Below are 22,071 nucleotides of genomic sequence, written 5' to 3'. Positions count from 1 at the left end.
TCGGACGCGATGAGATCCGCGCCGCTGGGATAGGCCGATTGCATGTCTTTCGTCCCCGTATCGCTCCGCAACGTAAAGCCGTAAGTAAACTTTTCTAGCTCCGGCATGACGGTGACCTGTTCATCGTCCCGAGATGCGCGATAAGTGGGTTAACGACTTGCTAAAGTCAATCAAATTGCTAACAAATAGTTAAAGCCTCCACAGGGAGGCGGTTCGCCGGCTTAACCCGCGCCGCGGCCCGGGACGGGGTGGTGCGCGGCCGCCCGAGGCCGCCCGGAGCCCTTTCTCAGACCCCTGCCGCATTGGACGCGATCTTGCCTTAAGGTAGCCGCGGCCCCGTCCGGGGGCGCAGGCGGGAGGCGCGCGAGTCGGCTCATGGACCTCAACAGCATCACGGAGGTTGTGGCGCCCCGCGCCCGGGCCGGCCTGCCGGCCTGGCGGCCGGGCGATGCCTGGCTCGCCGGCGGGACCTGGCTCTTCTCCGAGCCTCAGGAGGGGGTGAGCCGGCTCGTCGACCTGCCCTCCCTCGGCTGGGAGCCCTTCGCGGTGACCGAGGAGGGCCTGCGGATCGCCGCGACCTGCACCATCGCGGCCCTCGACCGAATCGCGCTGCCGGCGGCCTTCACCGCCGCGCCCCTGGTCGGGCTCTGCTGCCGGGCGCTGCTCGGCTCGTTCAAGGTCTGGAACGCCGCGACCGTCGGCGGCAATCTCTGCCTCGCGCTTCCCGCCGGGCCGATGATCGCCCTCGCGGTCGCCCTCGACGGCCTCGCCCTGATCTGGACGCCGGAGGGCGGCGAGCGGACCCTGCCCGTCCGCGACCTCGTGCGCGGGCCGCAGGAGACGGCGCTCCAGCCCGGCGAGATCCTGCGGGAGATTGTTTTGCCCGCGGCGGCCTTGCGCCGGCGCGCCGCCTTCCGGCGCGTCTCCCTCAGTCCCAACGGCCGCTCCGGGGCGCTCACCATCGCCACCCTGGACCCGTCCGGCGCCTTCGCCCTCACGGTGACGGCCGCGACGCGGCGCCCGGTGCGGATCGACCTGCCCGCCCTGCCGGACACCGAGGCGCTGGCGGCGGCGCTTCAGGCCGCGATCCCCGACGGGCTCTGGTACGACGACGTCCACGGGGCGCCGGACTGGCGGCGCCACGTCACCGGGCTCCTGGCCGAGGAGGCCTGGGCCGAGCTCGCGGGAGGCGGCGCATGCGGCTGACGGTCAACGGAACGGTGCACGAGGCCGAACCCCGCCCCGGGCAATGCCTGCGCACCCTGCTGCGTGAGCTCGGCTGGTTCGGGGTCAAGAAGGGCTGCGACGCCGGCGATTGCGGCGCCTGCACGGTCCACGTCGACGGCGAGCCGCTGCATTCCTGCCTGGTGCCGGCCTTCCGGGCGGCGGAGCGGAGCATCACGACAGTCGAGGGGCTCGCCGGTCCCTGCGCGCCGGAGGGCGGCGTGCCCGACGCTCTCCACCCGGTGCAGGTGGCCTTCGTCGCCGCGCAAGCGTTCCAGTGCGGCTTCTGCACCTCGGGGATGGTGATGACGGCGGCTGCCCTCGATCAGGGCCAGCGGCGGGACCTGCCGGCGGCGCTGAAGGGCAACCTCTGCCGCTGCACCGGCTACCGCTCGATCGCGGATGCGATCGCGGCGATCCCGGACGAGATCGCGGGGATCGATGGAGTGGTCCCACAGGCCTGCCGGCACAGCGTGCCGGCCCCGGCCAGCGCCGCCCTGGTCAGCGGCCGGGCGCGCTACACCCTCGACCTCGACCTGCCCGGAACCCTGCACCTGAAGGTGCTGCGCTCACCCCACGCCCATGCCCGCGTCCTGCGCATCGACGCGAGCGCCGCCCTGGCGCTCCCCGGGGTGGTGCGGGTGCTCACCCACGCGGACGCGCCGGACCGGCTCTTCTCCACCGCCCGCCACCAGAACCCCGGCGACGACGCCAGCGACACGCGGGTGCTCGATCCGGTGCTGCGCTTCGTCGGCCAGCGCGTCGCGGCGGTGATCGCGGAGAGCGAGGCGGCGGCCGAGGCCGGCTGCCGGGCCCTGCGCGTCGATTACGCGGTGCTGCCGGCCTGCCTCGATCCCGAGCGCGCCCTCGACTCCGACGCAGCCCTCGTCCACGGCGCACGCTCGACCGGCGAGGACGCGCCCCCGCTCCACCCCCATCCCAACCTCGCCGCCGAGGCCCATGGCGAGGTCGGCGACGTCGCAGCCGGCCTCGCCGCGGCGGAGGTGACGCACGAGGGCACCTACTGGTCGCAGCGGATCCAGCACGCGCATCTCGAGACCCACGCGGCGATCGGCTGGCGCGATCCGGACGGGCGCCTCGTCCTGCGCTCCAGCACCCAGGTGCCGTTCCTCACCCGCGACGCTCTCTGCGCCCTGTTCGATCTCCCGCGCGAGGAAGTCCGGGTCGAGTGCGGCCGGGTCGGCGGCGGCTTCGGCGGCAAGCAGGAGATGCTGACCGAGGACTTGGTGGCGCTCGCCGTCCTGACGACCGGCCGGCCGGTGCGCTGGGAACTGACCCGCACCGAGCAGTTCACCGCCACCACGACCCGCCACCCGATGCGGGTGCGGGTGCGCCTCGGGGCCCGCCGCAACGGCACCCTGACGGCGATCGCCCTCGACGTGCTGTCGAATACCGGCGCCTACGGCAACCATGCCGGCGGCGTGCTGCATCACGGCTGCAACGAGGTGATCGCGGTCTATCGCTGCGCCAACAAGCGGGTCGACGGCTATGCCGTCCACACCCACACCCTGCCGGCCGGCGCGTTCCGCGGCTACGGATTGAGCCAGACCATCTTCGCGGTCGAATCCGCCATGGACGAGCTCGCTAGGGCTCTCGATCTCGATCCGTTCGAGCTGCGGCGCCGCAACGTGATCCGCCCCGGCGACCCGATGGTCTCGACGAGCCTGGAGCCCCACGACGTCCGCTACGGCAGCTACGGCCTCGACCAATGCCTCGACCGGGTCGCCGAGGCCTTGTCCGTGCCCCCTCCCTCAGGGAGGCCGGGCTGGCGCACGGGATCCGGCATGGCCCTGTCGATGATCGACACGATCCCGCCCCGCGGCCACTTCGCGCAAAGCCGCATCGCCCTCGGCAAGGACGGGCACTACGATTTGAGCGTCGGCACGGCCGAGTTCGGCAACGGCACCTCGACGGTGCACGGCCAGATCGCCGCGGAAATCTTGAACACCACGCCGGACCGGATCGCCCTGCGCCAGGGCGACACCGACGCGGTCGGGCACGATACCGGCGCCTATGGCAGCACCGGCATCGTGGTCGCCGGCCAGGCCACCCTGCGCGCCGCAGACAGCCTAGCCGCGGCCTTGCGCGAGCGCGCCGCCGCCCGCCTCGGGGTCGATCCCGCCGCCTGCCGGCTCGACGGCGCGTTCGTCGTCGCGGGCGAGGCGCGTGTTCCGCTCGCCGAGCTCGGCCCGGCGGAGGCGATCGGTCACGCCGACGGTACGCCGCGCTCGGTGGCGTTCAACGTCCAGGGCTTCCAGGTCGCGGTGCATCCGGGAACGGGCGAGGTGCGCATCCTCCGCAGCGTCCACGCGGCGGATGCCGGGCGGGTGATGAACCCGGTTCAGTGCCGCGGCCAGATCGAGGGCGGCGTCGCCCAGGCGCTCGGCGCAGCGCTCTACGAGGATCTGCGGATCGACGGGGAGGGCCGGGTCGCGACCCCGTCGTTGCGCACCTACCACATCCCGGCCATCGCCGACGTGCCGCGCACCGAGGTGATCTTCGCCGACACCCACGACGCGGTCGGGCCGCTCGGCGCCAAATCGATGAGCGAGAGCCCGTTCAACCCCGTGGCGGCGGCGCTCGCCAACGCCATCCGGGACGCGACCGGCGCGCGGCTGACCGCGACGCCCTTCGCACCCGACCGGATCTACCGACAGATCAGCGACGCGACCCAGAGCGGCGAGGAGGAGCAATGGACCTAAAGCGCGACGACCAGCTGGCCCGACCGGGCGGTTTTCTGGAGCGCACCTTCGCGCTCTCGGCCCACGGCACCACCGTGCGCACGGAGCTGCTCGCCGGGCTGACCACCTTCCTGACGATGGCCTACATCGTCTTCGTCAACCCCAACATCCTCGGCGATGCCGGGATGCCGAAGGGCGCGGTGTTCGTCGCCACCTGCCTCGTCGCGGCGATCGGCTCGCTGGTGATGGCGTTCTACGCCAACTACCCGATCGCGCTCGCGCCGGGCATGGGGCTCAACGCCTACTTCGCCTACGTGGTGGTGCTCCAGATGGGCTACACCTGGCAGGCGGCGCTCGGCGCGGTGTTCATCTCCGGCCTGCTCTTCATGGTCGTCACCCTGACGGGCCTGCGCAGGATCATCGTCGAGGGTATCCCGCGCTCGATGCGCATCGCCATCACGGTCGGCATCGGGCTCTTCCTGGCGATCATCGCGCTCAAGAGCGCCGGCGTGGTGGCGGCGAGCCCGGCGACCTTCGTCACCCTCGGCGACCTGCACAAGCCGAGCACGGTGCTGGCGGTTTTGGGCTTCCTGATCGTCGCGGTGCTCTCGGTGCGCAAGGTGCGGGGCGCGCTGCTCGCCGGCATCCTGACGGTCACGGCGTTGAGCTTCATCGTCGCCGACAACACCTTCCAGGGCGTCGCCTCGCTGCCGCCCTCGATCGCCCCGACCCTGTTCGCCCTCGACATCAAAGGCGCGCTGTCGGGCGGGCTGCTCAACGTGATCCTGGTGTTCTTCCTCGTCGAACTGTTCGACGCCACCGGCACGCTGATGGGCGTCGCCAACCGGGCGGGCCTCCTCACCGAGGGCAAGATGGAGCGCCTCGACAAGGCCTTGATGGCGGATTCGTCGTCGATCTTCGTCGGCTCGCTCCTCGGCACGTCGAGCACCACGGCGTATCTCGAGAGCGCGTCGGGCGTCGAGGAGGGCGGCCGCACCGGGCTCACCGCCGCGACCGTGGCGGTTTTATTCCTCGCCTGCCTGTTCTTCGCGCCGCTTGCCGGTTCAGTCCCGGCCTACGCCACGGCGCCGGCCCTGTTCTACGTCGCCTGCCTGATGCTGCACGAACTGGTCGATCTCGACTGGGACGACCTGACCGAGGTACTGCCGGCCTGCGTCACCGCTTTGCTCATGCCCTTCACCTACTCAATCGCCAACGGCGTCGCCTTCGGCTTCATCACCTACGCGGTGATCAAGCTGCTCACCGGCCGCTTCCGCGACGTGAAGCCGGTGGTGTGGGTGATCGCAGGCGTGTTCCTGTTCAAGTTCGTGGCGACGGGCAGCGCGCACTGACGGGCGCTGCCCCTCTCCCGACCCCTGCTGACGCAGGGGCCACCCTCCCCCGCAGAGGGGGAGGGTTTATCCGGCGCCACGTCCAAAAAGGTCTCAGTACTTCCGGACCAAGCTCACCAGCCGGCCCTGGATCCGCACCCGGTCCGGCCCGAGCACCCTCGTCTCGTAGGCCGGGTTGGCGGCCTCCAGCGCGATCGAGGAGCCGCGGCGGCGCAAGCGCTTGAGGGTCGCCTCCTCGTCGTCGATCAGCGCCACGATGATGTCACCGGTATTCGCGGTCTCCTGGCGGCGGATCACCACCAGGTCGCCGTCGAGGATGCCGGCTTCGATCATCGAGTCGCCGCGCACCTCGAGCGCGTAATGCTCGCCGCTGGTGAGGAAGTCCGGCGACATCGCCACCGAGCGGCTCTGGCTCTGGATCGCCGAGATCGGCGTACCGGCGGCGATCCGGCCCATCACCGGCACGCTGACCGATTGGCCGTTCTCGTCCGACGCCGACGCCATGGCGGGGATGCCGGCGGGCCGCTTCGGCTCGTGGGCGCGACCGCCCTCGACCACGCTCGGGTTGAAGCGCACGACCTCGGCGCCGGATCCGTGCCCCACGGGCGCGGCCGCCACGGGCCCGGTCACCGCCTCGGGCAGGCGGATCACCTCGATCGCCCGGGCCCGGTTCGGCAGGCGGCGCAGGAAGCCCCGCTCCTCCAGGGCCGTGATCAGCCGGTGGATGCCCGATTTCGACTTGAGGTCGAGGGCGTCCTTCATCTCGTCGAAGGACGGGGGGACACCCGTCTCGCGCATTCTCTGCTGAATGAAGCGGAGCAGGTCCAACTGCTTACGCGTGAGCATGTGACACTCTCATCCCCGCGCTGGCGCGCTCCGGAAACAAATCGCGAACATGGTAAGCGTTCCGCAAGTGTTCTGCAAGCGGGTCTGGAACTGCGGCGGGAGAACGCAGCAGAGGGGAGAGATCCGGGTCGATTCGAGCGATGTCGGGCAGGCAAACCCGGCCCGTCGCCCGGGAGAACGACGCTCTGCTACCGGCGGGTGGGTGCCGGCCGATGGGTGAAGAGCGGATTCGGCGGCGGCTCCGCGGTCGCGGAGAGCGGCCGGTGGAAGGCGTCTTGCAGGGAATCGACATGGGCCGGGGGAGCGACCGCGCCGTCGCTGCCAGCGGCGGGAGCGGGGGGCTGGCCGGCGATGACCTGGGGCAGCCGCAGGCCGCCGGGGCCGACCGTGGTCTGCGCCGCTTGGGCGAGCGCCGGCACGGGAAGCAGGAGAGCCGTGACGATGCCGGCCCCCAGGATCATCGATGTCATCCGCCGCTCTCCTCTCGTTGAGGGCCGTGTACACGCGAGGGGCCGGAGCGGTTCCACCCGATCCAGACCAACTTGCAGGGGCTGTTCAAGTCGGCAGACCGAATGCAACCCTCCGCGTCATCCCGGGGCCGCGAAAGCGCAACCCGGGATCCATAACCGCTGACATTGGAGAAAGAGGCGGATCGCGCTCGACGTCATCCTGCACCGTCAGCGGCTATGGATCCCGGGTTCTCGGCTGCGCCGAGCCCCGGGATGACACCGAGATTGGTCGACCAGTGTAGCAGATCGACGATGCCGCCGATCAAGCAGGCTCCAGGAGGCAGGTGGGGCGGACAGTCAATCCGGATACAGCCCCTCACCCCCGCCCCTTGCGCCCCTTGTATTTCGGCCGCTGGCCCGGGAAGCCCTGCGTCGAGCGGCCGGTCGGACGCTCGGCGTAGGTGAAGGGCACCTCGCGGTCGGTGCCCGGGCCCATGTCGTCGAGGTCGGGCTCGCGGATGCGGGTGCCCTCGTCGGAGGTGCCCTTGCCGCCGGGGCCGTAGCCCAGGGTCTCGGGACCGCGCCGCTTGCGCTTGGCGCCGAAGCGGCCCGCCTCGCGCTCGACCTCGGCCTGTCCGGCCATCGGGTCGTCGGCGATGGCGAGCTCGGTCGCCTGGAGCCGCTTGAGCTCGTCGCGCAGGCGCGCCGCCTCCTCGAAGTCGAGATCGGCGGCTGCCGTCCGCATCCTTTTCTCGAGGTCGGCCATCACCGCCTTGAGGTTGTGGCCGACCGTCACCGCGGATTTTGCCAGTCCCGTATCGACTTGGACGTGGTCGCGCTCGAAGACGCTCTCCAGGATATCGGCGATGTTGCGCTTCACGCTCTGGGGCGTGATGCCGTGCTCCTCGTTGTAGGCGAGCTGCTTCTTGCGCCGGCGCTCGGTCTCGGCCATCGCCCGGTCCATCGAGCCGGTGACGTGGTCGGCGTAGAGGATGCAGCGGGCGTCGGCGTTGCGGGCAGCGCGGCCGATGGTCTGGATCAGCGAGGTCTCGGAGCGGAGAAACCCCTCCTTGTCGGCGTCGAGGATCGCCACCAGGGCGCATTCTGGGATGTCGAGGCCCTCGCGCAGCAGGTTGATGCCGATCAGGACGTCGAAAGCACCGAGCCGCAGGTCGCGGATGATCTCGATGCGCTCCAGAGTGTCGATGTCGGAGTGCATGTAGCGCACCCGCACGCCGTTCTCGTGCAGGTACTCGGTCAGGTCCTCGGCCATGCGCTTGGTCAGCGTCGTCACCAGCGTGCGGTAGCCGGCCGCCGCCACCTCCTTCACCTCGCCGAGCAGGTCGTCGACCTGGGAGCGGGCCGGGCGCACCTCGATGACGGGATCGACGAGGCCGGTCGGGCGGATGACCTGCTCGGCGAAGACGCCGCCGGTCTGCTCCAGCTCCCACTTCGCCGGCGTCGCCGAGACGTGGATCGATTGCGGGCGCATCGCGTCCCATTCCTCGAACCGCAGGGGGCGGTTGTCGAGGCAGGAGGGCAGACGGAAGCCGTACTCGGCGAGCGTCGCCTTGCGGCGGAAGTCGCCCCGGTACATGCCGCCGATCTGCGAGACCGTGACGTGGCTCTCGTCGGTGAAGACGAGGGCGTTGTCGGGCAGGTACTCGAACAGGGTCGGCGGCGGCTCGCCGGGCTTGCGGCCGGTGAGGTAGCGCGAATAGTTCTCGATGCCGTTGCAGGCGCCGGTCGCTTCGATCATCTCAAGGTCGAAGGTGCAGCGCTGCTCCAGGCGCTGCGCCTCGATCAGCCGGCCCATCCGGGTCAGCTCCTCGACCCGCCACTTCAGCTCGTCCTTGATGCCCTTGACCGCCTGCTGCAGCGTCGGGCGCGGCGTCACGTAGTGGCTGTTGGCGTAGACCTTGACGAACTTGAGCGTGTTCAGGGTCTTGCCGGTGAGCGGATCGAATTCCGAGATCGCCTCGATCTCGTCGCCGAACAGGCCGATGCGCCAGCCGCGATCCTCCAGGTGGGCCGGCCACAGCTCGATCACGTCGCCGCGCACCCGGAAGGTGCCGCGGGCGAAGTCGGACTGGATGCGCTTGTATTGCAGCGCGACGAGGTCGGCGACGAGCTGGCGCTGCTCGATCTTCTCGCCGAGGCTGACCGTGAACGACATCGCCGTGTAGGTCTCGACCGAGCCGATGCCGTAGATGCACGAGACCGAAGCGACGATGATGACGTCGTCGCGCTCCAGGAGCGCCCGGGTGGCGGAGTGGCGCATCCGGTCGATCTGCTCGTTGATCGACGACTCCTTCTCGATGAAGGTGTCGGAGCGCGGCACATAGGCCTCGGGCTGATAATAATCGTAGTACGAGACGAAGTACTCGACGGCATTGTCGGGGAAGAAGCTCTTGAACTCGCCGTAGAGCTGCGCCGCCAGGGTCTTGTTGGGGGCGAGGATCAGGGCCGGCCGCTGGGTCTCCTCGATGACCTTGGCCATCGTGAAGGTCTTGCCGGAACCCGTGACGCCGAGCAGCACCTGGTCGCGCTCGTGTCCCGTCACGCCGGCGACCAGCTCGGCGATGGCGCGCGGCTGGTCGCCGGCCGGGGTGAAGTCGGATTTCAGCCGGAACGGGACGCCGCCCTCGGATTTCTGCGGCCGCTCGGGGCGGTGCGGGCGCCACAGCTCGCCGTTCTTGAACAGCGGGTTGCCCTCGGTGAGGAGCTTGGTCAGCGCGTCGACCGTCGCCGAGACGCCCTCGGTCGCGAGCGATCCGCGCTCCTCCACCGCCTCGCCGTCCGGCTCGCGCAGGCCCAGCGCCTGGGCCAGCGCCGGCTCGACATCGGCCGCGTTGCCGTGCGCGAAGGTGGCCTGCGGCGCCTCGCCGAAGCCGCCTGTGCCTGCGGCCTCCGACCGCTTGCCCTTGCGGGCGGGCTTTGCCGCGACCGCTGCGTTCTTCGCTGCGTCCTGGGCCGCCCCGGCCGCGTCCTTGCGCGGGCGCCCACGCTTCGGCGGCTCGGGCGGCGGCGGTTCCACGACGGGCAGGCGGTCGCGGTTCAGCGCCGGGTTCAGGAGCTCGGCGAGGAACGGGTCGAGCGGCTTCAGCTCGGGCTTCGAGGCCTTGCCGGTCGACAGGCGGAGCTTCTTCGGGGCGGGCATGCCGATGATATGGCAAGCCCTGCCGGGGCCGGAAAGGGCTCAAGTTACCGCAGCTTGTTAACGCAGCTTGATCAGCGCACCTTGGCGACCGCGATCGCATCGCCCTCGACGAGCAGGAAGCCGATGCCGGCTCGGTGCAGGGCCTCGACGGCGGCGTGGCGGCTGCGGGCCGCCGGCCCCTCGCTGCCCTCCTCCAGGCGCCGGATGGTCGAGAGCGAGAGGCCGCTGGCCTCGGCAAGGTCGGCCATCGACCAGTCGAGCAGGCCGCGGGCGGCGCGCAGATGCGCGCCCTGGACGGCCTGCTCCAGGCCGCGCCGCACCGCGCCCGTGGGCGCCGGCCGGATCCCGTCGATGCGGGAATTCAGGCTGGCCCAGGTCTCGATCCGCCCGTCGGCGCCGCGCACCGGGACGAACACCCCTCGGAACCGGCCGGTCTCGCCGCCCGCTAGGGAGAGGTGGTTCTCGACCACGAAGGGCTGCCCGGCCGCGACCCGCGCCAGGACGTGGTCGTGGGTCCGGGCGCGCTCCTCCGGCACCAGGATCCGGGTCCAGTCCTCGTGGAATTCCTGCTGGGTCAGGCCGGTGAGGGTCAGGAGCTCGCGCGAGGCGATGCGCAGGGAATCCGAGTAGGGCGAGGCGTGCATCCAGGTCTGCGCCTGCTCGAACAGGGCCCGCTTGCGGCGCTGCTCCTCGCGGTGCAGGCCGGCCATGCGCTCGGCGTCGGTGACGTCCAGCACCACCCCGGCCACGGCGCGGGGCCGGCCGTCGGGGGTGAAGTAGGCGGTGCCGCGATTCGCCAGCACCCGCAGCGACCCGTCGGGCCGGATCACCCGGACGGTGTGGTCGTTGAAGATCCCCTCCCGCATCACCGCGCCGTTGGTCTCGATGAGCGGCCGGTCCTCGGGATGGACGAGGCTGAGGAACAGGCCGAAATCCGCCCGCACGCTGCCGGGCTCGAAGCCGAGCATCCGGTAGAGGCCCGGGGACCAGACCTGCGCGTTGCGGTCGAAATCCCAGGTCCAGCTGCCGGTCAGGCCGTGGCCCTCGATCAGGCGCAGGAAATCCCGGTCCGGGAAGTCCAGGCCGGGCGAGTCCGCCTCGATGCGCCAGGGACGGCCGGTGGCCGGGCCGGCCTGCGCCAGGGGACCGCCCAGTGTCGAGGAACCGCCCAGCGTCGAGAGGCTGCCCGACGGCACGCGCCGGCCCGTCACGACGGCCTCGCGGCGCCGGAGCGCGGCGCGGCCGGCTCCGGAAGAAGGGGTCCAGGCAGCGGATCGTCGGCCCCGATCGGGTCGGGCAGGCCGCGGTCCCAGGGTGGATCGGTGAAGCGGGCCGCCACGAACTCGACCAGGGCCCGGACCTTGGCGGGCGGGCGGCGGCGCGAGGGCATCACCGCGTGGATCGGCAGGGACGGGACCGCCCCGAGGTCGAGCGCCACCAGGCGGCCGTGGCGCAAGGCCTCGCCGACCAGGAAGGTCGGCTGGTAGATCACCCCGAGGCCCGCGGCGGCGGCGGCCACCAGGGCGGCGCCGTTCGAGGCGCGCAGCGACCCCGAGACCGCGACGGTGCCGCCCTCGAAGCGCCAGCCGTCGCTGCTCGCCAGGGTGTAGCCGAGGCAGTTATGGGCCGTCAGGTCCTCCGGCCGGCGCGGCCGGCCCTGGGCCGCGAGGTAGGACGGCGCGGCGCAGACCCGCATCCGGCACGGCGCGAGCGCCCGGGCGACCAGGCTCGAATCGCGCAGGTGGCCGATCCGCAGCGCCAGGTCCCAGCCCTCCTCGATCAGGTCGACCGGCCGGTCGTTGAGGCCGAGCTCGACCGTCAGCGACGGATAGGCCTGGCCGAACTCGGCCAGCGCGGGGGCGACATGCAGCACCCCGAACGAGACCGGCACGTTGAGCCGCAGGGTGCCACGGGGCTCCGCCGTCTCGGCCCCGGCCGCCGCCTCGGCCTCGTCGATCTCGGCGAGGATGCGCTCGCAGGCTTCCAGGTAGTGCCGGCCGGCCTCGGTCAGGGTCAGGCGGCGGGTGGTGCGGTGCAGGAGCCGGGCGCCGAGCCGGTCCTCGAGGGCGGCGACGTGCTTGGTGACGCCGCTCTGCGACAGGCCGAGCGTCCGCGCGGCCGCCGAGAGGCTGCCGGTCGCGGCGACGCGCACGAAGATCTGCATTCCGGTCAGCCGGTCGGGCACGGCTCGATCTCACTCTGAGAGTGTGAAGTGATGCTACGAGATGCCGGATTTCCGGACATTCTCAAACGTTGCAGTCTGCGCAGGCGACCTGACACCAGCCTGTCGTCACTGGAGACCGAGCCGATGAGCGCACCGATCGACCCGCAAACCCGCATCGGGCACGTCCACCTGCGGGTGGCCGATCTCGACCGGGCGCTCGGCTTCTATTGCGGGGTGCTGGGCTTCACGCTGATGCAGCGCTACGGCACCCAGGCCGCCTTCGTGTCGGCCGGCGGGTACCATCACCATATCGGGCTCAACACCTGGGACAGCGCCGGCGGGGCGCCGCCGCCGCCCGGGAGCACCGGGCTCTACCACACGGCGATCCTGTACCCGACCCGGGCGGCGCTCGCCGACGCGCTGGCCCGGCTCGACGCCGCCGGCATCCCGCTCACCGGTGCGAGCGACCACGGCGTCAGCGAGGCGCTCTATCTCGACGATCCGGACCGCAACGGGGTGGAGCTGTACCGCGACCGGCCGCAGGACGAGTGGCCGCGCGACGAGGCCGGCGGGTTGCAGATGGTGACCCGCCGCCTCGACCTCGCCGCCCTGCGGGCCGAGGCGCCCCCGCGGGACTAAGAGGCCTCGCGGGACTAAGAGGCCTCACGGGGCGAACATTCCTCGCGGGGCAAAAATCCCTCGCGGGGCGTGGCTACTCGCTCGCCGCGTCGGCCTCGGGCGTGCGGAAATAGGGCTCGACCGGGCCCTTCAGCTTCACGGTCATCGGGTTGCCGAAGCGGTCCTTGGCGTTGCCGGCGGCGAGGCGCACCCAGCCCTCGCTCACGCAATATTCCTCGACATTGGTCTTCTCGACGCCCTTGAAGCGCACGCCGACGCCGCGCTCCAGCAGGGCGGCGTCGTGGAAGGGGCTGCGCGGATCGGTGCTGAGGCGGTCGGGCGGGGTATCGGTCATCGGTGTCGGAGCCTTCGGGCGAGGGGGCGGGCAGGGAATCCAGTCCGGGAACCCGGGCGAGGAGCCCGAACCTGCGTCGGCGCCCCAGTAGCCGCTCCGGGCGCCGCTGCCAATCCGCCATCGCGGCGGCGCGCAGTTTGGAATTTTCATAATTCACCTGACAATATAGATTGTCCTCATCAAAGTAGAAATCCTCCAATATCGCGCAGAGATCTTGCGCGCACAGACGAGGTGCTGCATTCAGGGCGCGCCGAACCCCGGCACGATCCGAGATGGAGGCCGCGATGGCGCGAGCGCTGATCCTGATTCACGGCTGTGCGGGCCTGATCCGCGAAGGGTGGCCGCCGGTCGGCCTGCCCTGGGAGCGCCTGGTCGGCCTCTTCAGCGAGTCGGGGAGCAGGCGATGAACCTGCACCAGCGCGAGCGCCTGCGGGAGGACGCCGAAGCGCGCGGGCAGGCCGCCCTGGAGCAGGCCCTGACGCTCGCCTTCTGGGACGCCCTGGAGCGCGGCCCGCTGCCGCCGATGGCGGCGCTCGAGGCCGCCGCCCGCACGGTCGGCACGCTCTACCGCCAGATCGCCTCCCTGCACGGCCCGGCGCCGCGCTGCGGCTGCGGCTGGCAGCCAGAGCCCGACGAGGACCTGATCCGCCTGGAGGCGATGCTGGCGGCGGCCCTGATCGAGCGGTCCCGGCCGTTGCTCGCCGACCTGCCGGTGCAGGGGCGGGCGTGAGCGGGTCCGGCGCGCCGTAGGGCGGTTCAGGGAAAGCACGAGGCGCGAGCTTCCCCTTTGCCCGGCAGATCCCGGGCAAGCGCGGGATTTGCAAGCAAGGGACGAAATCGGGCAAGCCCGACGTCTCGCGGGGGAGAGGGGAAGCCCGCGCCCTGTTCCCATGTCTTGTCCCGGCAGCGCAGTCCGAGCCGCGAGGATCAGTCACATGATCAGTCGCTTGGGCGCGGCTGGGTGAAGTCATCGGAAGATGGCAACCGGCCGGACGTGTTGCGACGATGCGTCGCCGCCTCCTACCGCCACCTGAATGCAAACACTGCTGATTTTCCTAGAGTACTTCGCGTTCGCGCTACAATCGCGAAGCTCTTTAGATTTTTTTATTTTGCCGCATTTTCTTCGACGAACTGGTGCCCACCTCGTCGGAAAATGCTCTAACGGTTCGATTTCACGTCACATCACCGATGCGAGCCGTGACATCAGATTGTCCAGCGTCGATTGGCCAGACACTAATGCCGGACGCGGTTCCGCCGCGCCCGGCACCGGGGTCCCGCAGGACGGGTCACCGCGGCGCGGTGCCGTCCGGCCGGTTCGACGGCATTCCGCCTGGCGCGTCCGGATAGGCGGTGCTCGGCACCGGGCCGGCCTGGCCGACCGAGCTGCTCGGCGTGGGCGTCCGGCTCGCATCCGCGGCGCCGGACGGCCCGGGGGCGGCCGCGCACGGGCCGGGGCCGGGGCAGGCGGCGTGGTCGGTCGCGACCGACCGGCCGTCCCGCTCGGCGGCCGGCTGGCCGCCGGGACTGTTCGGATAGGCCGCGGCCCCGCCGGGCTGGCGCGAGGGCGCGGCGGGGGTGGCCGAGCCCTGCTGGGCCAGGGCGGGGCCCGCGGCGAGCGCCGCGAGCAGGACGAGGGACGGGAGCGGAGTGCGCATCAGATCTCCCGCCGCTGCATCGCGCCGGCGATGTGGTCGGCCTGGCGGAGCGCCAGCGCCACGATGGTCAGGGTCGGGTTGCAGGCCGCCCCGGAGGTGAACTGGCTGCCGTCGGAGACGAACAGGTTCTTCACGTCGTGGGTCTGGCCGAACTTGTTCAGCACGCCGTCCCGCGGCTTCGCGCTCATCCGGTTGGTGCCCATGTTGTGGGTGCTCGGATAGGGCGTGACCGGGTAGGTGACGGTGGCGCCGACCGCCTCGTAGATCGCCGCGCCCTGCTTGTAGGCGTGGTTGCGCATGGCGATGTCGTTGGGGTGGTCGTCGTAGTGGACGCTCGCCACCGGCATCCCGTGCTTGTCCTTGACCACCGGGTCGAGGGTGATGCGGTTCGTCTCCTGCGGCAGGTCCTCGCCGACGAGCCACATCCCGGCCATGCGCGGATATTGCTCCATCGCGCTGGTGAAGGATCGGCCCCAGGCGCCCGGATTGAGGAAGGCCGCCATGAACGGCACGCCGAGGGAGACCGTCTCCATCTCGTAGCCGCCGGCGAAGCCCCGCTTCGGATCGTGGTGGGCCTCGTCGCGGATGATGCCCGCCATGGTGGTGCCGCGATACATATGCACCGACTTCTCGAACACGCCATAGACGCTGCCGGTCATGTGCCGCAGGTAGTTGCGCCCGACCTGCCCCGAGGAATTGGCGAGCCCGTCCGGGAACAGGTTCGAGGCGCTGTTGAGAAGGAGGCGCGGGCTCTCGATCGAGTTGCCGGCCACCGCGACGATGCGGGCCCTCTGGCGCTGCATCTTGCCGTCGGCGTCGGCGTAGACCACGCCCGTCACCTTGCCCGAGGCGTCGTGCTCGATGCGCAGGGCCATGCAGTTCGGGCGGACCTCCAGGTTGCCGGTCTCTTCGCCGCGGGGGATCTCGGCGATCAGGGTCGACCACTTGGCGCCCGACTTGCAGCCCTGGAAGCAGAAGCCGATCTGCTGGCAGGCGCCGCGGTCGTGCCGCTCCTCGCTGTTGATCGCCATCCGGCCGGTATGGACCTCCTTGTAGCCGACGCGGCGGGCGCCGGCCTCCATCACCTTGAAGTTGTTGTTGCCCGGCAGGCCCGGGATGCCGTTGGTGCGGGTCACGCCCATCCGGTCCTCGGCCTTCTCGTACCAGGGGTCGAGCTCGGCCCGGGTGAGCGGCCAGTCGAGGAGGTTGGCGCCGGGAATCGCGCCGTAATGGTCGCGGATGCGGAACTCGTGCTCCTCGAAGCGCAAGCTCGCGCCGGCCCAATGCACGGTCGAGCCGCCCACCGCCTTGACGATCCAGGCCGGCAGGTTGGGGAAGTCCCGCGCCACCCGCCACGAGCCCGAGGTGGTGCGCATGTCGGTCCAGGCGAGCTGGGCGAAGCTCGCCCACTCGTCGTTGACGAAATCCTCCATGTTGTGGCGGGCGCCCGCCTCGAGGATGACGCAGCGAATGCCCTTGAGCGCCAGCTCGGTGCCGAGCGTGCCGCCGCCGGCGCCCGAGCCGACGATGACGACGAGGCTGTCGTCGTTCAGGTCGAAAGTGGCCATGGTTTCCTCCGGTCCGCGCGGCCGGTCGCGGCCGGGCCGGCGCGGCTGTTCATCGATTGTTCTTTTATTGACGGCAGATGTATTCAGGCGGCCGGACGGTCAGACCTTCGGCAGCCAGTCGATATCGTTGAAGCCGCGGTGGACGTAGCCGCCCTTGTCGGCGGACGGGCCCTCGTAGCCGAATTTCGGCCACAGCTCCGGCTGGTTGTAGAGCGAGACGACGAGATCCGAGCGGATCTTCTTGAAGAAGTCGGTGTGGCTGATGCCTTCCAGCACCGCGACCCGGTCGGCCTCCCAGCCGATCTGGGCGTAATTGACCTTGAGGCGGGCCTGCGAATCCTCGTCGAGGCGGCGCACCCCCTCCTTCAGCAGCGTCTTCACCGCCGGATCCGCGGCGGCCTTGCCGTCCCAGGGCTTGATCGCCGTGATGTAGTAGACGTCGCCGAGGAAGTCGTGCGGGTAGATGTCCCGCGCCATCTTCACCAGGGTCTTCAGCTCGGCCGGCGCCAGCGCCGCGCCGTTCTCCGCCCAGGCCTCCGAAACCTGGAGCCCGGCGCCGGTGGCGATGGCGGCGGCCGGTGCGGCGACGGCGGCGCTCTGCAGGAAGCCGCGGCGGCTGAACCGCGTGCGCGGATCGACTTCTCTCATCGGGTGTCTCCTCTCAGGTGTTTTTTTGATGGGTGACGTCGTTGGCGGGCGACGTCTTTGACCGGTTTCGCCTTGGGGCCGGACCGGCCGGGGGCGCGTCTTTGCCGCGCGCTCGCCCGGCCGGCCGGGTCGCGATCAGCCGAAGCGGCCGCCCTTCTGGATCACCTCGATCTTGTAGCCGTCCGGATCGGTGGCGAAGAAGAAGCGGGCGAGCGTCTTGCCCTGGTGCTGGAAGTCCTTGACCGGGGTCGCCGGGAGACCTTCCTGCGTGAAGCGGGCGTGCTCGGCATCGACGTCGTCCACAACCACCGCGAGGTGGCCGTAGCCGTTGCCGAGGTCGTAGGGCTCGGTGCGGTCGAAATTGACCGTCAGCTCCAGCTCGAACGGCGACGCGGGGTGGCGCAGGTAGACGAGCGCGAAGCCGTCGAAACCGACGCGCTCGGCGAGCTCCAGGCCGAAGGCACGGGCGTAGTAGGCACGGGAACGCTCCTCGTCGAGGACGCGGATCATCGAGTGGACGGGCTTGGCCATCGGCAGCAGGAACCTCGTTGCGCGTGAGCGTGCGCGTGAGCGACCGCTCGGGTGTCGCCGCTTAGACTAGCTCCAGGGAAGCGGGCCGGGGTGGTAGCGGGATGTGACGCGGGCGGGCAGATGGCGCCGCCGGGACGCGCCCTCCCGCACGGGAAGGCGCCGGGGAAGCGCCGCCCACCCACGGCGGCCGCCGAGTTCATGTTCCGCTCCGCCGCGTGCGCGAGGACACATCGCGGCGGGGACAGGCCACCTATATTTCAATCACCGCAACAGAGGCGGGCCGAACCCCCGGCCGGCACTGCGGCAAGGAGACTGAATACCACATGAAGACCCGTATCGCCGCCGTCGTCACCGCGATTGTCCTTGGCGCCGCTCCGATCTCGTCCGCCATGGCATTCAGCCCCAACGCCCCCGCGAACCCGTTCTGGAGCCAGGACGTCGAGACCACCGGCTCGATCGGAGGCCGCGCCAATGACAGCGTGCCGTTCTACGGCTCCTGCCCGATGAGTTCGGCCGCCGAGGGCAATGCCCGGCAGCAGAACTTCCCGGTCAAGCAGTACGGCCAGACCTCCGGCGGCTACCGCTGCTAACCCCAAGGAGACGGAAATGAGCGAGATGAAGCTTCTGCGCGCCGTGTCCTACGGCATGATCGGTGTTCTGGCCGGCGGCCTCGCCATGACGGTGGTCGGCACCGCCAACGCCCTGATGAACATGTAAACCCGTCGAAGGACCGCCCCATCGGGGCGGTCCTTTCCGTATGAGGGGACCTCGGAGCGGGACCCATCGGGATTTCCCGGGATCCCGCCGGAACCGCAGAGCTTCGGGCCGCTTTGCCCCTGCGAGACACCTCGCAGGAGACTCGCCATGAGACCCGCCATGCCCCCGCTCGCCCGTCTCGCCTCCGCCCTGCTTCTTGTGGCGGCGAGCGCCGCCCCGGCCCTCGCGATCTCCGACCGGCGCGACCAGCCGACACAGGCCGACATCCCCGACGGTGCGCGCCGCGACGCCTCCGGCATCGCGCCGCCCCAGGCGATCAAGCCCGACACCAAGGTGATGCCCGGCGATACGGGCTTGAGCGGCAATGCGCGCGCGCGCACCAACCCCCTCGACCAGCTCGACGCCAAGGACCGGCGCGCCACCGGCGGCGGCAACGGGGCCGGCGACGGGCGGTGATGCCCGCATGACGACGGCTCGTTCCGGCCCGATCATCCTGTTCGACGCCGAATGCGTGCTGTGCTCGGCCCAGGCCCGCTTCGTCCTGGAGCGGGACCGCGCGGCGACGTTCTGCCTCGCGGCGATGCAGGGCGAGACCGGCCGGTCGCTCTGTCGCCGCCACGGCCTGGATCCGGACGATCCGGCGAGCCTGCTCGTCGTGGAAGGCAGCTTGGAAGGCGGCCTGGAGGGCGGCCGCGTGCGCCGGGACAGCGACGCCGTCCTCCACATCTGCGAGACGCTCGGGTTTCCCTGGCGGCTCGCCCGGATCTTCCGCCTCGTCCCGGCCCGGCTGCGCGATCTCGTCTACCGACTCGTCGCGCGGAACCGCTACCGCCTGTTCGGCAAGCGGGGCAGCTGCTGGGTGGCGCCCGAGCGGTACCGGGACCGCATCCTGTAGGCGCGCCGCCCTCGCGGTCCGACGGGGCGCATCGGAGGCAACCGCTTCCCGCCAGCCCAGTTAACCCTCGCGCGACACGCGCGAGGGGAGGCACCCATGGGTCTGCTCGATCAGGTCATCGGTTCGGTGCTCGGCAACGTCCTCGGCGGCGGCCGGCACGAGGAGGGTCGCGGCGGCGGCTCCGGGGCGATGTCGCCCCTGGTCAAGGCGCTGCTCATGCTGCTCGCCGCCAAGGCGATGCAGGGCGGCTTCGGCGACATCTTCGGCGGCGGCCGGCGGCCGGCGCCGCAATCCGGGCCCGACGACGGCTACGCCCCGGACCCGCACGGCTACGGCATGCCCGATCCGCACGGATACGGCGGCACGCCGGATCCGCGGGACGACGCGCCCCGCTCCCGGCGCGGTGAGGACCCGGACAACCCCTATTCCGACCTCGCCGGGATGCTCGACGGCCCGGGCGGCGGAGCGCCCTCCTCGATTCCCGGCGGAGCGCCCTCCCCGGCTCCCGGCGGCGGCATGCAGAACCCGTTCGACCAGGGCGCCGGCCCGTATTCCCGCCTCGACCGGGAGCAGCCGGAGGATGCCGCCGGCGGCGGCCTCGACCAGCTCATCGACCGGTTCCGCCGCGGCGGCCTCGGCGAGATGATCGAGTCGTGGATCGGCCCGGGCCATAACCGGCCGATCCAGCCGCAGCAGCTCGCCCAGGCCCTCGGTCCCGACACGATCGAGACCCTCAGCCGCCAGACCGGGATGGACCGGAACGACCTGCTGGCGCAGCTCGCCCAGGTGCTGCCGGGCGTGATCGACGGGTTGACGCCGCAGGGAAGGCGCCCCAACCACGACGAGATGCGCGGCTGGTGAGCCCGCACCGGCGCCCGTCGGCGACGGGCGCCGCGAGCGAGGGGTGACGCCGATGGCCTACGAGCTGCATTACTGGCCGCTGATCCAGGGCCGGGGCGAGTTCGTTCGCCTCGCCCTGGAGGAGGCTGGCGCCGCGTACGTCGACGTCGCCCGCGAGGACGGCATCGACGGCATGATGGCGGGCCTTGACGCCCCGCCCCGCCCGCCCTTCGCGCCGCCCTACCTGCGCGACGGCGATCTGGTGATCGGCCAGACCGCCGCGATCCTGCTCCATCTCGGGCCGCGCCTCGGCCTCGTCGGCGAGAGCGAGGCCGACCGGATCTGGACCCACCAGATCCAGCTCACCATCGCGGACGCGGTGGCCGAGGCCCATGACAGCCACCACCCGATCGCCTCCGCCCTGTACTACGAGGAGCAGCGGGTCGAGGCCGCCCGCCGGGCCGAGGATTTTCGCGAGAACCGGATCCCGAAATTCCTGGACTGGCTCGAGCGTGTGTTGGCCGCGAACCCCGCGGGGCCGCGCCACCTCGTCGGCGACCGCCTCAGCTACGCCGACCTCTCGCTGTTCCAGCTCGTCGAGGGTCTCGCCTACGCCTTCCCGCGGGCGACCGAGCGGGCGCTCGGCGCGACGCCGAAGGTCGTCGCCCTCCATCGCCTCGTCGCCTCCCGGCCGCGCATCGCCGCCTACCTGGCGAGCGACCGGCGCGTGCCGTTCAACCAGCAGGGGATCTTCCGGCGCTACCCGGAGCTCGACGGCTGAACGCCCGGAGCATCCCCCGATCGTGCTGCGACCGGGGGATGCTCGCGACCCGTGATTCGGCCGCGTGTTCTTCTGCGAATCGGCATTCGCACCGTAGGAAGATACTCCAAAGTCGCCGGATGGCCGTCCGGGATGGGTACCCTCCGCTACGGAACCCGAGACCGTTGCCCAGGTGCCACAGGCCCTCAAGGCAGCATAGGATTTCATAACCCCTTGATTTAACTGAATTTTAATATCGATGCGTTGCCAGCATGCCACAGGGTGTGTCCGCGATCGAACAGACGGCGCTGTTAGTTAATGAAAAATTAACCATTTCGGCGCGAAACTCCCTATAACAAATCGTTCACCAAATCGTGCCTCGGCGCGCAAGCCGGATCACATCGCACGTCCACCGCGAAGATCCGACGCTGCTTCGACACAATAAAAAACAAACAAGCCCGTCGCCAATACAGGCGCCGGGGCAAGAACACTCGTCAAAAAATCTCGAAAGAATCTTGGGGGCTGGCGTGTACATCGTCGTCGACGAGCGGGAAAGCGTGGCCGCGCAGGTCGTAGCGGGCTTCAGCGTGGAGGGTGTGGCGGCCCGGGGCCTGGACGTGCGGGACGTCCGGACCTGGATCGACGCGACCCCGGTCCAGGACCTCGCCGCGGTGCAGGGTTTCGTCATCGGCGATTGCGCCGACCGCACGGCCTTCACCGCCGCCCTGCGCAGCCTGTCCGGCGCGCCGATCATCGCCCTCAACGAGACCCGCTCCCTGGAGCAGACCCTCGCGCTGTTCACCGCCGGCATCGACGACGTGGTGCGCAAGCCGGTCCACGTCCGGGAGATCATCGCCCGCGCTGGGGCGATCCGCCGCCGCACCAACCGCAGCGAGGCGAAGCCCGCGAGCACGCCGGACAAGAGCGGCCGCCTGACGGTGCATACCGACGGGCGTGACCCCGAGATCGATGGCCAGAGCCTGCTGCTGCCGCGGCGCGAGCGCGACATCCTGGACTACCTCGCCCGCAACCGCGGCCGGCCGGTGACCAAGGGCCAGATCTTCAAGGCGGTCTACGGCGACCTCGACGCGGCGGTCGACGAGAGCGTGGTCGAGGGTCACATCAGCAAGCTGCGCAAGAAGCTGCGGATGCGCCTCGGCTACGACCCGATCGAGGCCAAGCGCCTGGCCGGCTACACCTTCGTCGGCTGATCGCCGCCCCCTAGAGCATTTTCCGACGAAGTGGACACCGGTTCGTCGAAGAAAATGCAGCAAAATCAAAGATCTAAAGAGCTTCGCGACTGCAACGCGATCGTGAAGCGCTCTAAGACGAAAAAGAAGAGCCGCCCCCGACCCTGACGGTCCCGGGCGGCTCTCTTCGTTCGATCGTGTCAGGCGGTCCCCGCGGGGGGACCGCCCTCCCCCGCTTAGCGGAAGAGCGTCAGGACGTTCTGACTGGCCGAGTTGGCGATCGAGAGAGCCTGCACCGCTAGCTGCTGCTGCGTCTGCAGCGCCTTCAGCTTCGTCGACTCCTCCTCGATGTCCGCGTCCACCAGCGTGCCGATCGTCCGGTCGTTCGACTTCACCA

The 22,071-nt window shown here is 70.6% G+C and carries 22 protein-coding genes; 11 read left to right on the top strand and 11 right to left on the bottom strand.

The features are described 5' to 3' along the window. Positions 1-375: 375 nt before the first annotated feature. The 3 genes from ABZT49_RS09450 to ABZT49_RS09440 are packed head-to-tail and all read left to right on the top strand — an operon-like array spanning position 376 to position 5,278. The gene (locus ABZT49_RS09450; protein WP_355285631.1) at positions 376-1,206 is read left to right on the top strand and encodes an FAD binding domain-containing protein; all 831 of its coding nucleotides are present in this window, start codon (positions 376-378) and stop codon (positions 1,204-1,206) included. Continuing rightward, positions 1,197-3,947: a molybdopterin-dependent oxidoreductase gene (locus ABZT49_RS09445; RefSeq protein WP_355285629.1), complete on the top strand. Its 2,751-nt coding sequence runs from the start codon at positions 1,197-1,199 to the stop codon at positions 3,945-3,947. Before ABZT49_RS09450 ends, ABZT49_RS09445 begins: the two co-directional genes overlap by 10 nt. Continuing rightward, complete coding sequence (locus ABZT49_RS09440) at positions 3,938-5,278, top strand: NCS2 family permease (protein WP_355285627.1); 1,341 nt, start codon at positions 3,938-3,940, stop codon at positions 5,276-5,278. Before ABZT49_RS09445 ends, ABZT49_RS09440 begins: the two co-directional genes overlap by 10 nt. 93 nt (positions 5,279-5,371) lie before the next feature. Here the strand turns inward: ABZT49_RS09440 and lexA are convergent, their stop codons facing one another. From lexA to ABZT49_RS09415, 5 genes are all read right to left on the bottom strand, one after another. Beyond that, positions 5,372-6,124 (bottom strand): transcriptional repressor LexA, encoded by a 753-nt coding sequence (lexA, locus tag ABZT49_RS09435; protein WP_355285625.1) that lies wholly within the window; start codon positions 6,122-6,124, stop codon positions 5,372-5,374. Between the two features lie 188 nt (positions 6,125-6,312). Continuing rightward, positions 6,313-6,594 carry a hypothetical protein gene (locus ABZT49_RS09430; RefSeq protein ID WP_355285624.1) on the bottom strand — a complete coding sequence of 94 codons (282 nt, stop codon included), beginning with the start codon at positions 6,592-6,594 and terminating at the stop codon, positions 6,313-6,315. Positions 6,595-6,949: 355 nt separating this feature from the next. Further along, on the bottom strand, positions 6,950-9,733 hold the full coding sequence (uvrB, locus tag ABZT49_RS09425; protein ID WP_355285622.1) for an excinuclease ABC subunit UvrB: 2,784 nt from the start codon (positions 9,731-9,733) through the stop codon (positions 6,950-6,952). A gap of 71 nt (positions 9,734-9,804) precedes the next feature. Beyond that, the gene (locus ABZT49_RS09420) at positions 9,805-10,944 is read right to left on the bottom strand and encodes a PAS domain-containing protein (protein WP_355285621.1); all 1,140 of its coding nucleotides are present in this window, start codon (positions 10,942-10,944) and stop codon (positions 9,805-9,807) included. After that, positions 10,941-11,918, bottom strand: coding sequence for a LysR family transcriptional regulator (locus ABZT49_RS09415; RefSeq protein WP_355285619.1), 978 nt, complete (start codon positions 11,916-11,918; stop codon positions 10,941-10,943). The genes ABZT49_RS09420 and ABZT49_RS09415 overlap by 4 nt, the downstream gene beginning before the upstream one ends. A 123-nt stretch (positions 11,919-12,041) precedes the next feature. On the opposite strand from ABZT49_RS09415, the gene ABZT49_RS09410 reads away from it, so the two are divergent. After that, positions 12,042-12,536 carry a VOC family protein gene (locus ABZT49_RS09410; protein ID WP_355285617.1) on the top strand — a complete coding sequence of 165 codons (495 nt, stop codon included), beginning with the start codon at positions 12,042-12,044 and terminating at the stop codon, positions 12,534-12,536. Positions 12,537-12,609: 73 nt separating this feature from the next. On the opposite strand, the gene ABZT49_RS09405 is transcribed toward ABZT49_RS09410, so the two are convergent. Then, entirely contained in the window at positions 12,610-12,870 is a 261-nt protein-coding gene (locus ABZT49_RS09405) for a DUF3297 family protein (protein ID WP_355285615.1), read from the bottom strand. Between the two features lie 403 nt (positions 12,871-13,273). Between ABZT49_RS09405 and ABZT49_RS09400 the strand changes: the two genes are divergently transcribed. After that, on the top strand, positions 13,274-13,600 hold the full coding sequence (locus ABZT49_RS09400) for a hypothetical protein (RefSeq protein ID WP_355285613.1): 327 nt from the start codon (positions 13,274-13,276) through the stop codon (positions 13,598-13,600). A gap of 556 nt (positions 13,601-14,156) precedes the next feature. Here ABZT49_RS09400 and ABZT49_RS09395 read toward each other — a convergent pair. The 4 genes from ABZT49_RS09395 to ABZT49_RS09380 form a co-directional block, all read right to left on the bottom strand. Further along, positions 14,157-14,525, bottom strand: coding sequence for a hypothetical protein (locus ABZT49_RS09395; protein WP_355285612.1), 369 nt, complete (start codon positions 14,523-14,525; stop codon positions 14,157-14,159). Beyond that, entirely contained in the window at positions 14,525-16,093 is a 1,569-nt protein-coding gene (locus tag ABZT49_RS09390; protein ID WP_355285611.1) for a GMC family oxidoreductase, read from the bottom strand. Before ABZT49_RS09390 ends, ABZT49_RS09395 begins: the two co-directional genes overlap by 1 nt. A 99-nt stretch (positions 16,094-16,192) precedes the next feature. Continuing rightward, the gene (locus ABZT49_RS09385; protein ID WP_355285609.1) at positions 16,193-16,741 is read right to left on the bottom strand and encodes a twin-arginine translocation signal domain-containing protein; all 549 of its coding nucleotides are present in this window, start codon (positions 16,739-16,741) and stop codon (positions 16,193-16,195) included. A 135-nt stretch (positions 16,742-16,876) separates the two neighbouring features. Continuing rightward, entirely contained in the window at positions 16,877-17,272 is a 396-nt protein-coding gene (locus ABZT49_RS09380; RefSeq protein WP_355285607.1) for a VOC family protein, read from the bottom strand. Between the two features lie 323 nt (positions 17,273-17,595). On the opposite strand from ABZT49_RS09380, the gene ABZT49_RS09375 reads away from it, so the two are divergent. The 6 genes from ABZT49_RS09375 (at position 17,596) to ABZT49_RS09350 (ending at position 21,695) form a co-directional block, all read left to right on the top strand. Further along, a complete protein-coding gene (locus tag ABZT49_RS09375) occupies positions 17,596-17,862 on the top strand; it encodes a hypothetical protein (RefSeq protein ID WP_109973357.1) in 267 nt (88 codons plus the stop codon). A 274-nt stretch (positions 17,863-18,136) separates the two neighbouring features. Continuing rightward, complete coding sequence (locus ABZT49_RS09370) at positions 18,137-18,445, top strand: hypothetical protein (RefSeq protein ID WP_355285605.1); 309 nt, start codon at positions 18,137-18,139, stop codon at positions 18,443-18,445. Positions 18,446-18,452: 7 nt separating this feature from the next. Then, complete coding sequence (locus ABZT49_RS09365; RefSeq protein WP_355285603.1) at positions 18,453-18,884, top strand: DCC1-like thiol-disulfide oxidoreductase family protein; 432 nt, start codon at positions 18,453-18,455, stop codon at positions 18,882-18,884. A 96-nt stretch (positions 18,885-18,980) separates the two neighbouring features. Beyond that, on the top strand, positions 18,981-19,745 hold the full coding sequence (locus tag ABZT49_RS09360) for a YidB family protein (protein WP_355285601.1): 765 nt from the start codon (positions 18,981-18,983) through the stop codon (positions 19,743-19,745). Positions 19,746-19,797: 52 nt separating this feature from the next. After that, positions 19,798-20,505, top strand: a complete 708-nt coding sequence (locus ABZT49_RS09355; RefSeq protein ID WP_355285599.1) for a glutathione S-transferase — start codon at positions 19,798-19,800, stop codon at positions 20,503-20,505. Positions 20,506-21,011: 506 nt separating this feature from the next. Next, the gene (locus tag ABZT49_RS09350) at positions 21,012-21,695 is read left to right on the top strand and encodes a response regulator transcription factor (protein WP_355285597.1); all 684 of its coding nucleotides are present in this window, start codon (positions 21,012-21,014) and stop codon (positions 21,693-21,695) included. Between the two features lie 215 nt (positions 21,696-21,910). On the opposite strand, the gene ABZT49_RS09345 is transcribed toward ABZT49_RS09350, so the two are convergent. Continuing rightward, a partial coding sequence (locus ABZT49_RS09345) for a flagellin (protein ID WP_355285641.1) occupies positions 21,911-22,071 on the bottom strand: 161 nt, incomplete at its 5' end.

Source organism: Methylobacterium sp. EM32 (assembly GCF_040593685.1).
Taxonomy (GTDB): domain Bacteria; phylum Pseudomonadota; class Alphaproteobacteria; order Rhizobiales; family Beijerinckiaceae; genus Methylobacterium.
The sequence above is the reverse complement of the archived record's forward strand: the minus strand, read 5'-3'. Positions and strand labels throughout refer to the sequence as shown.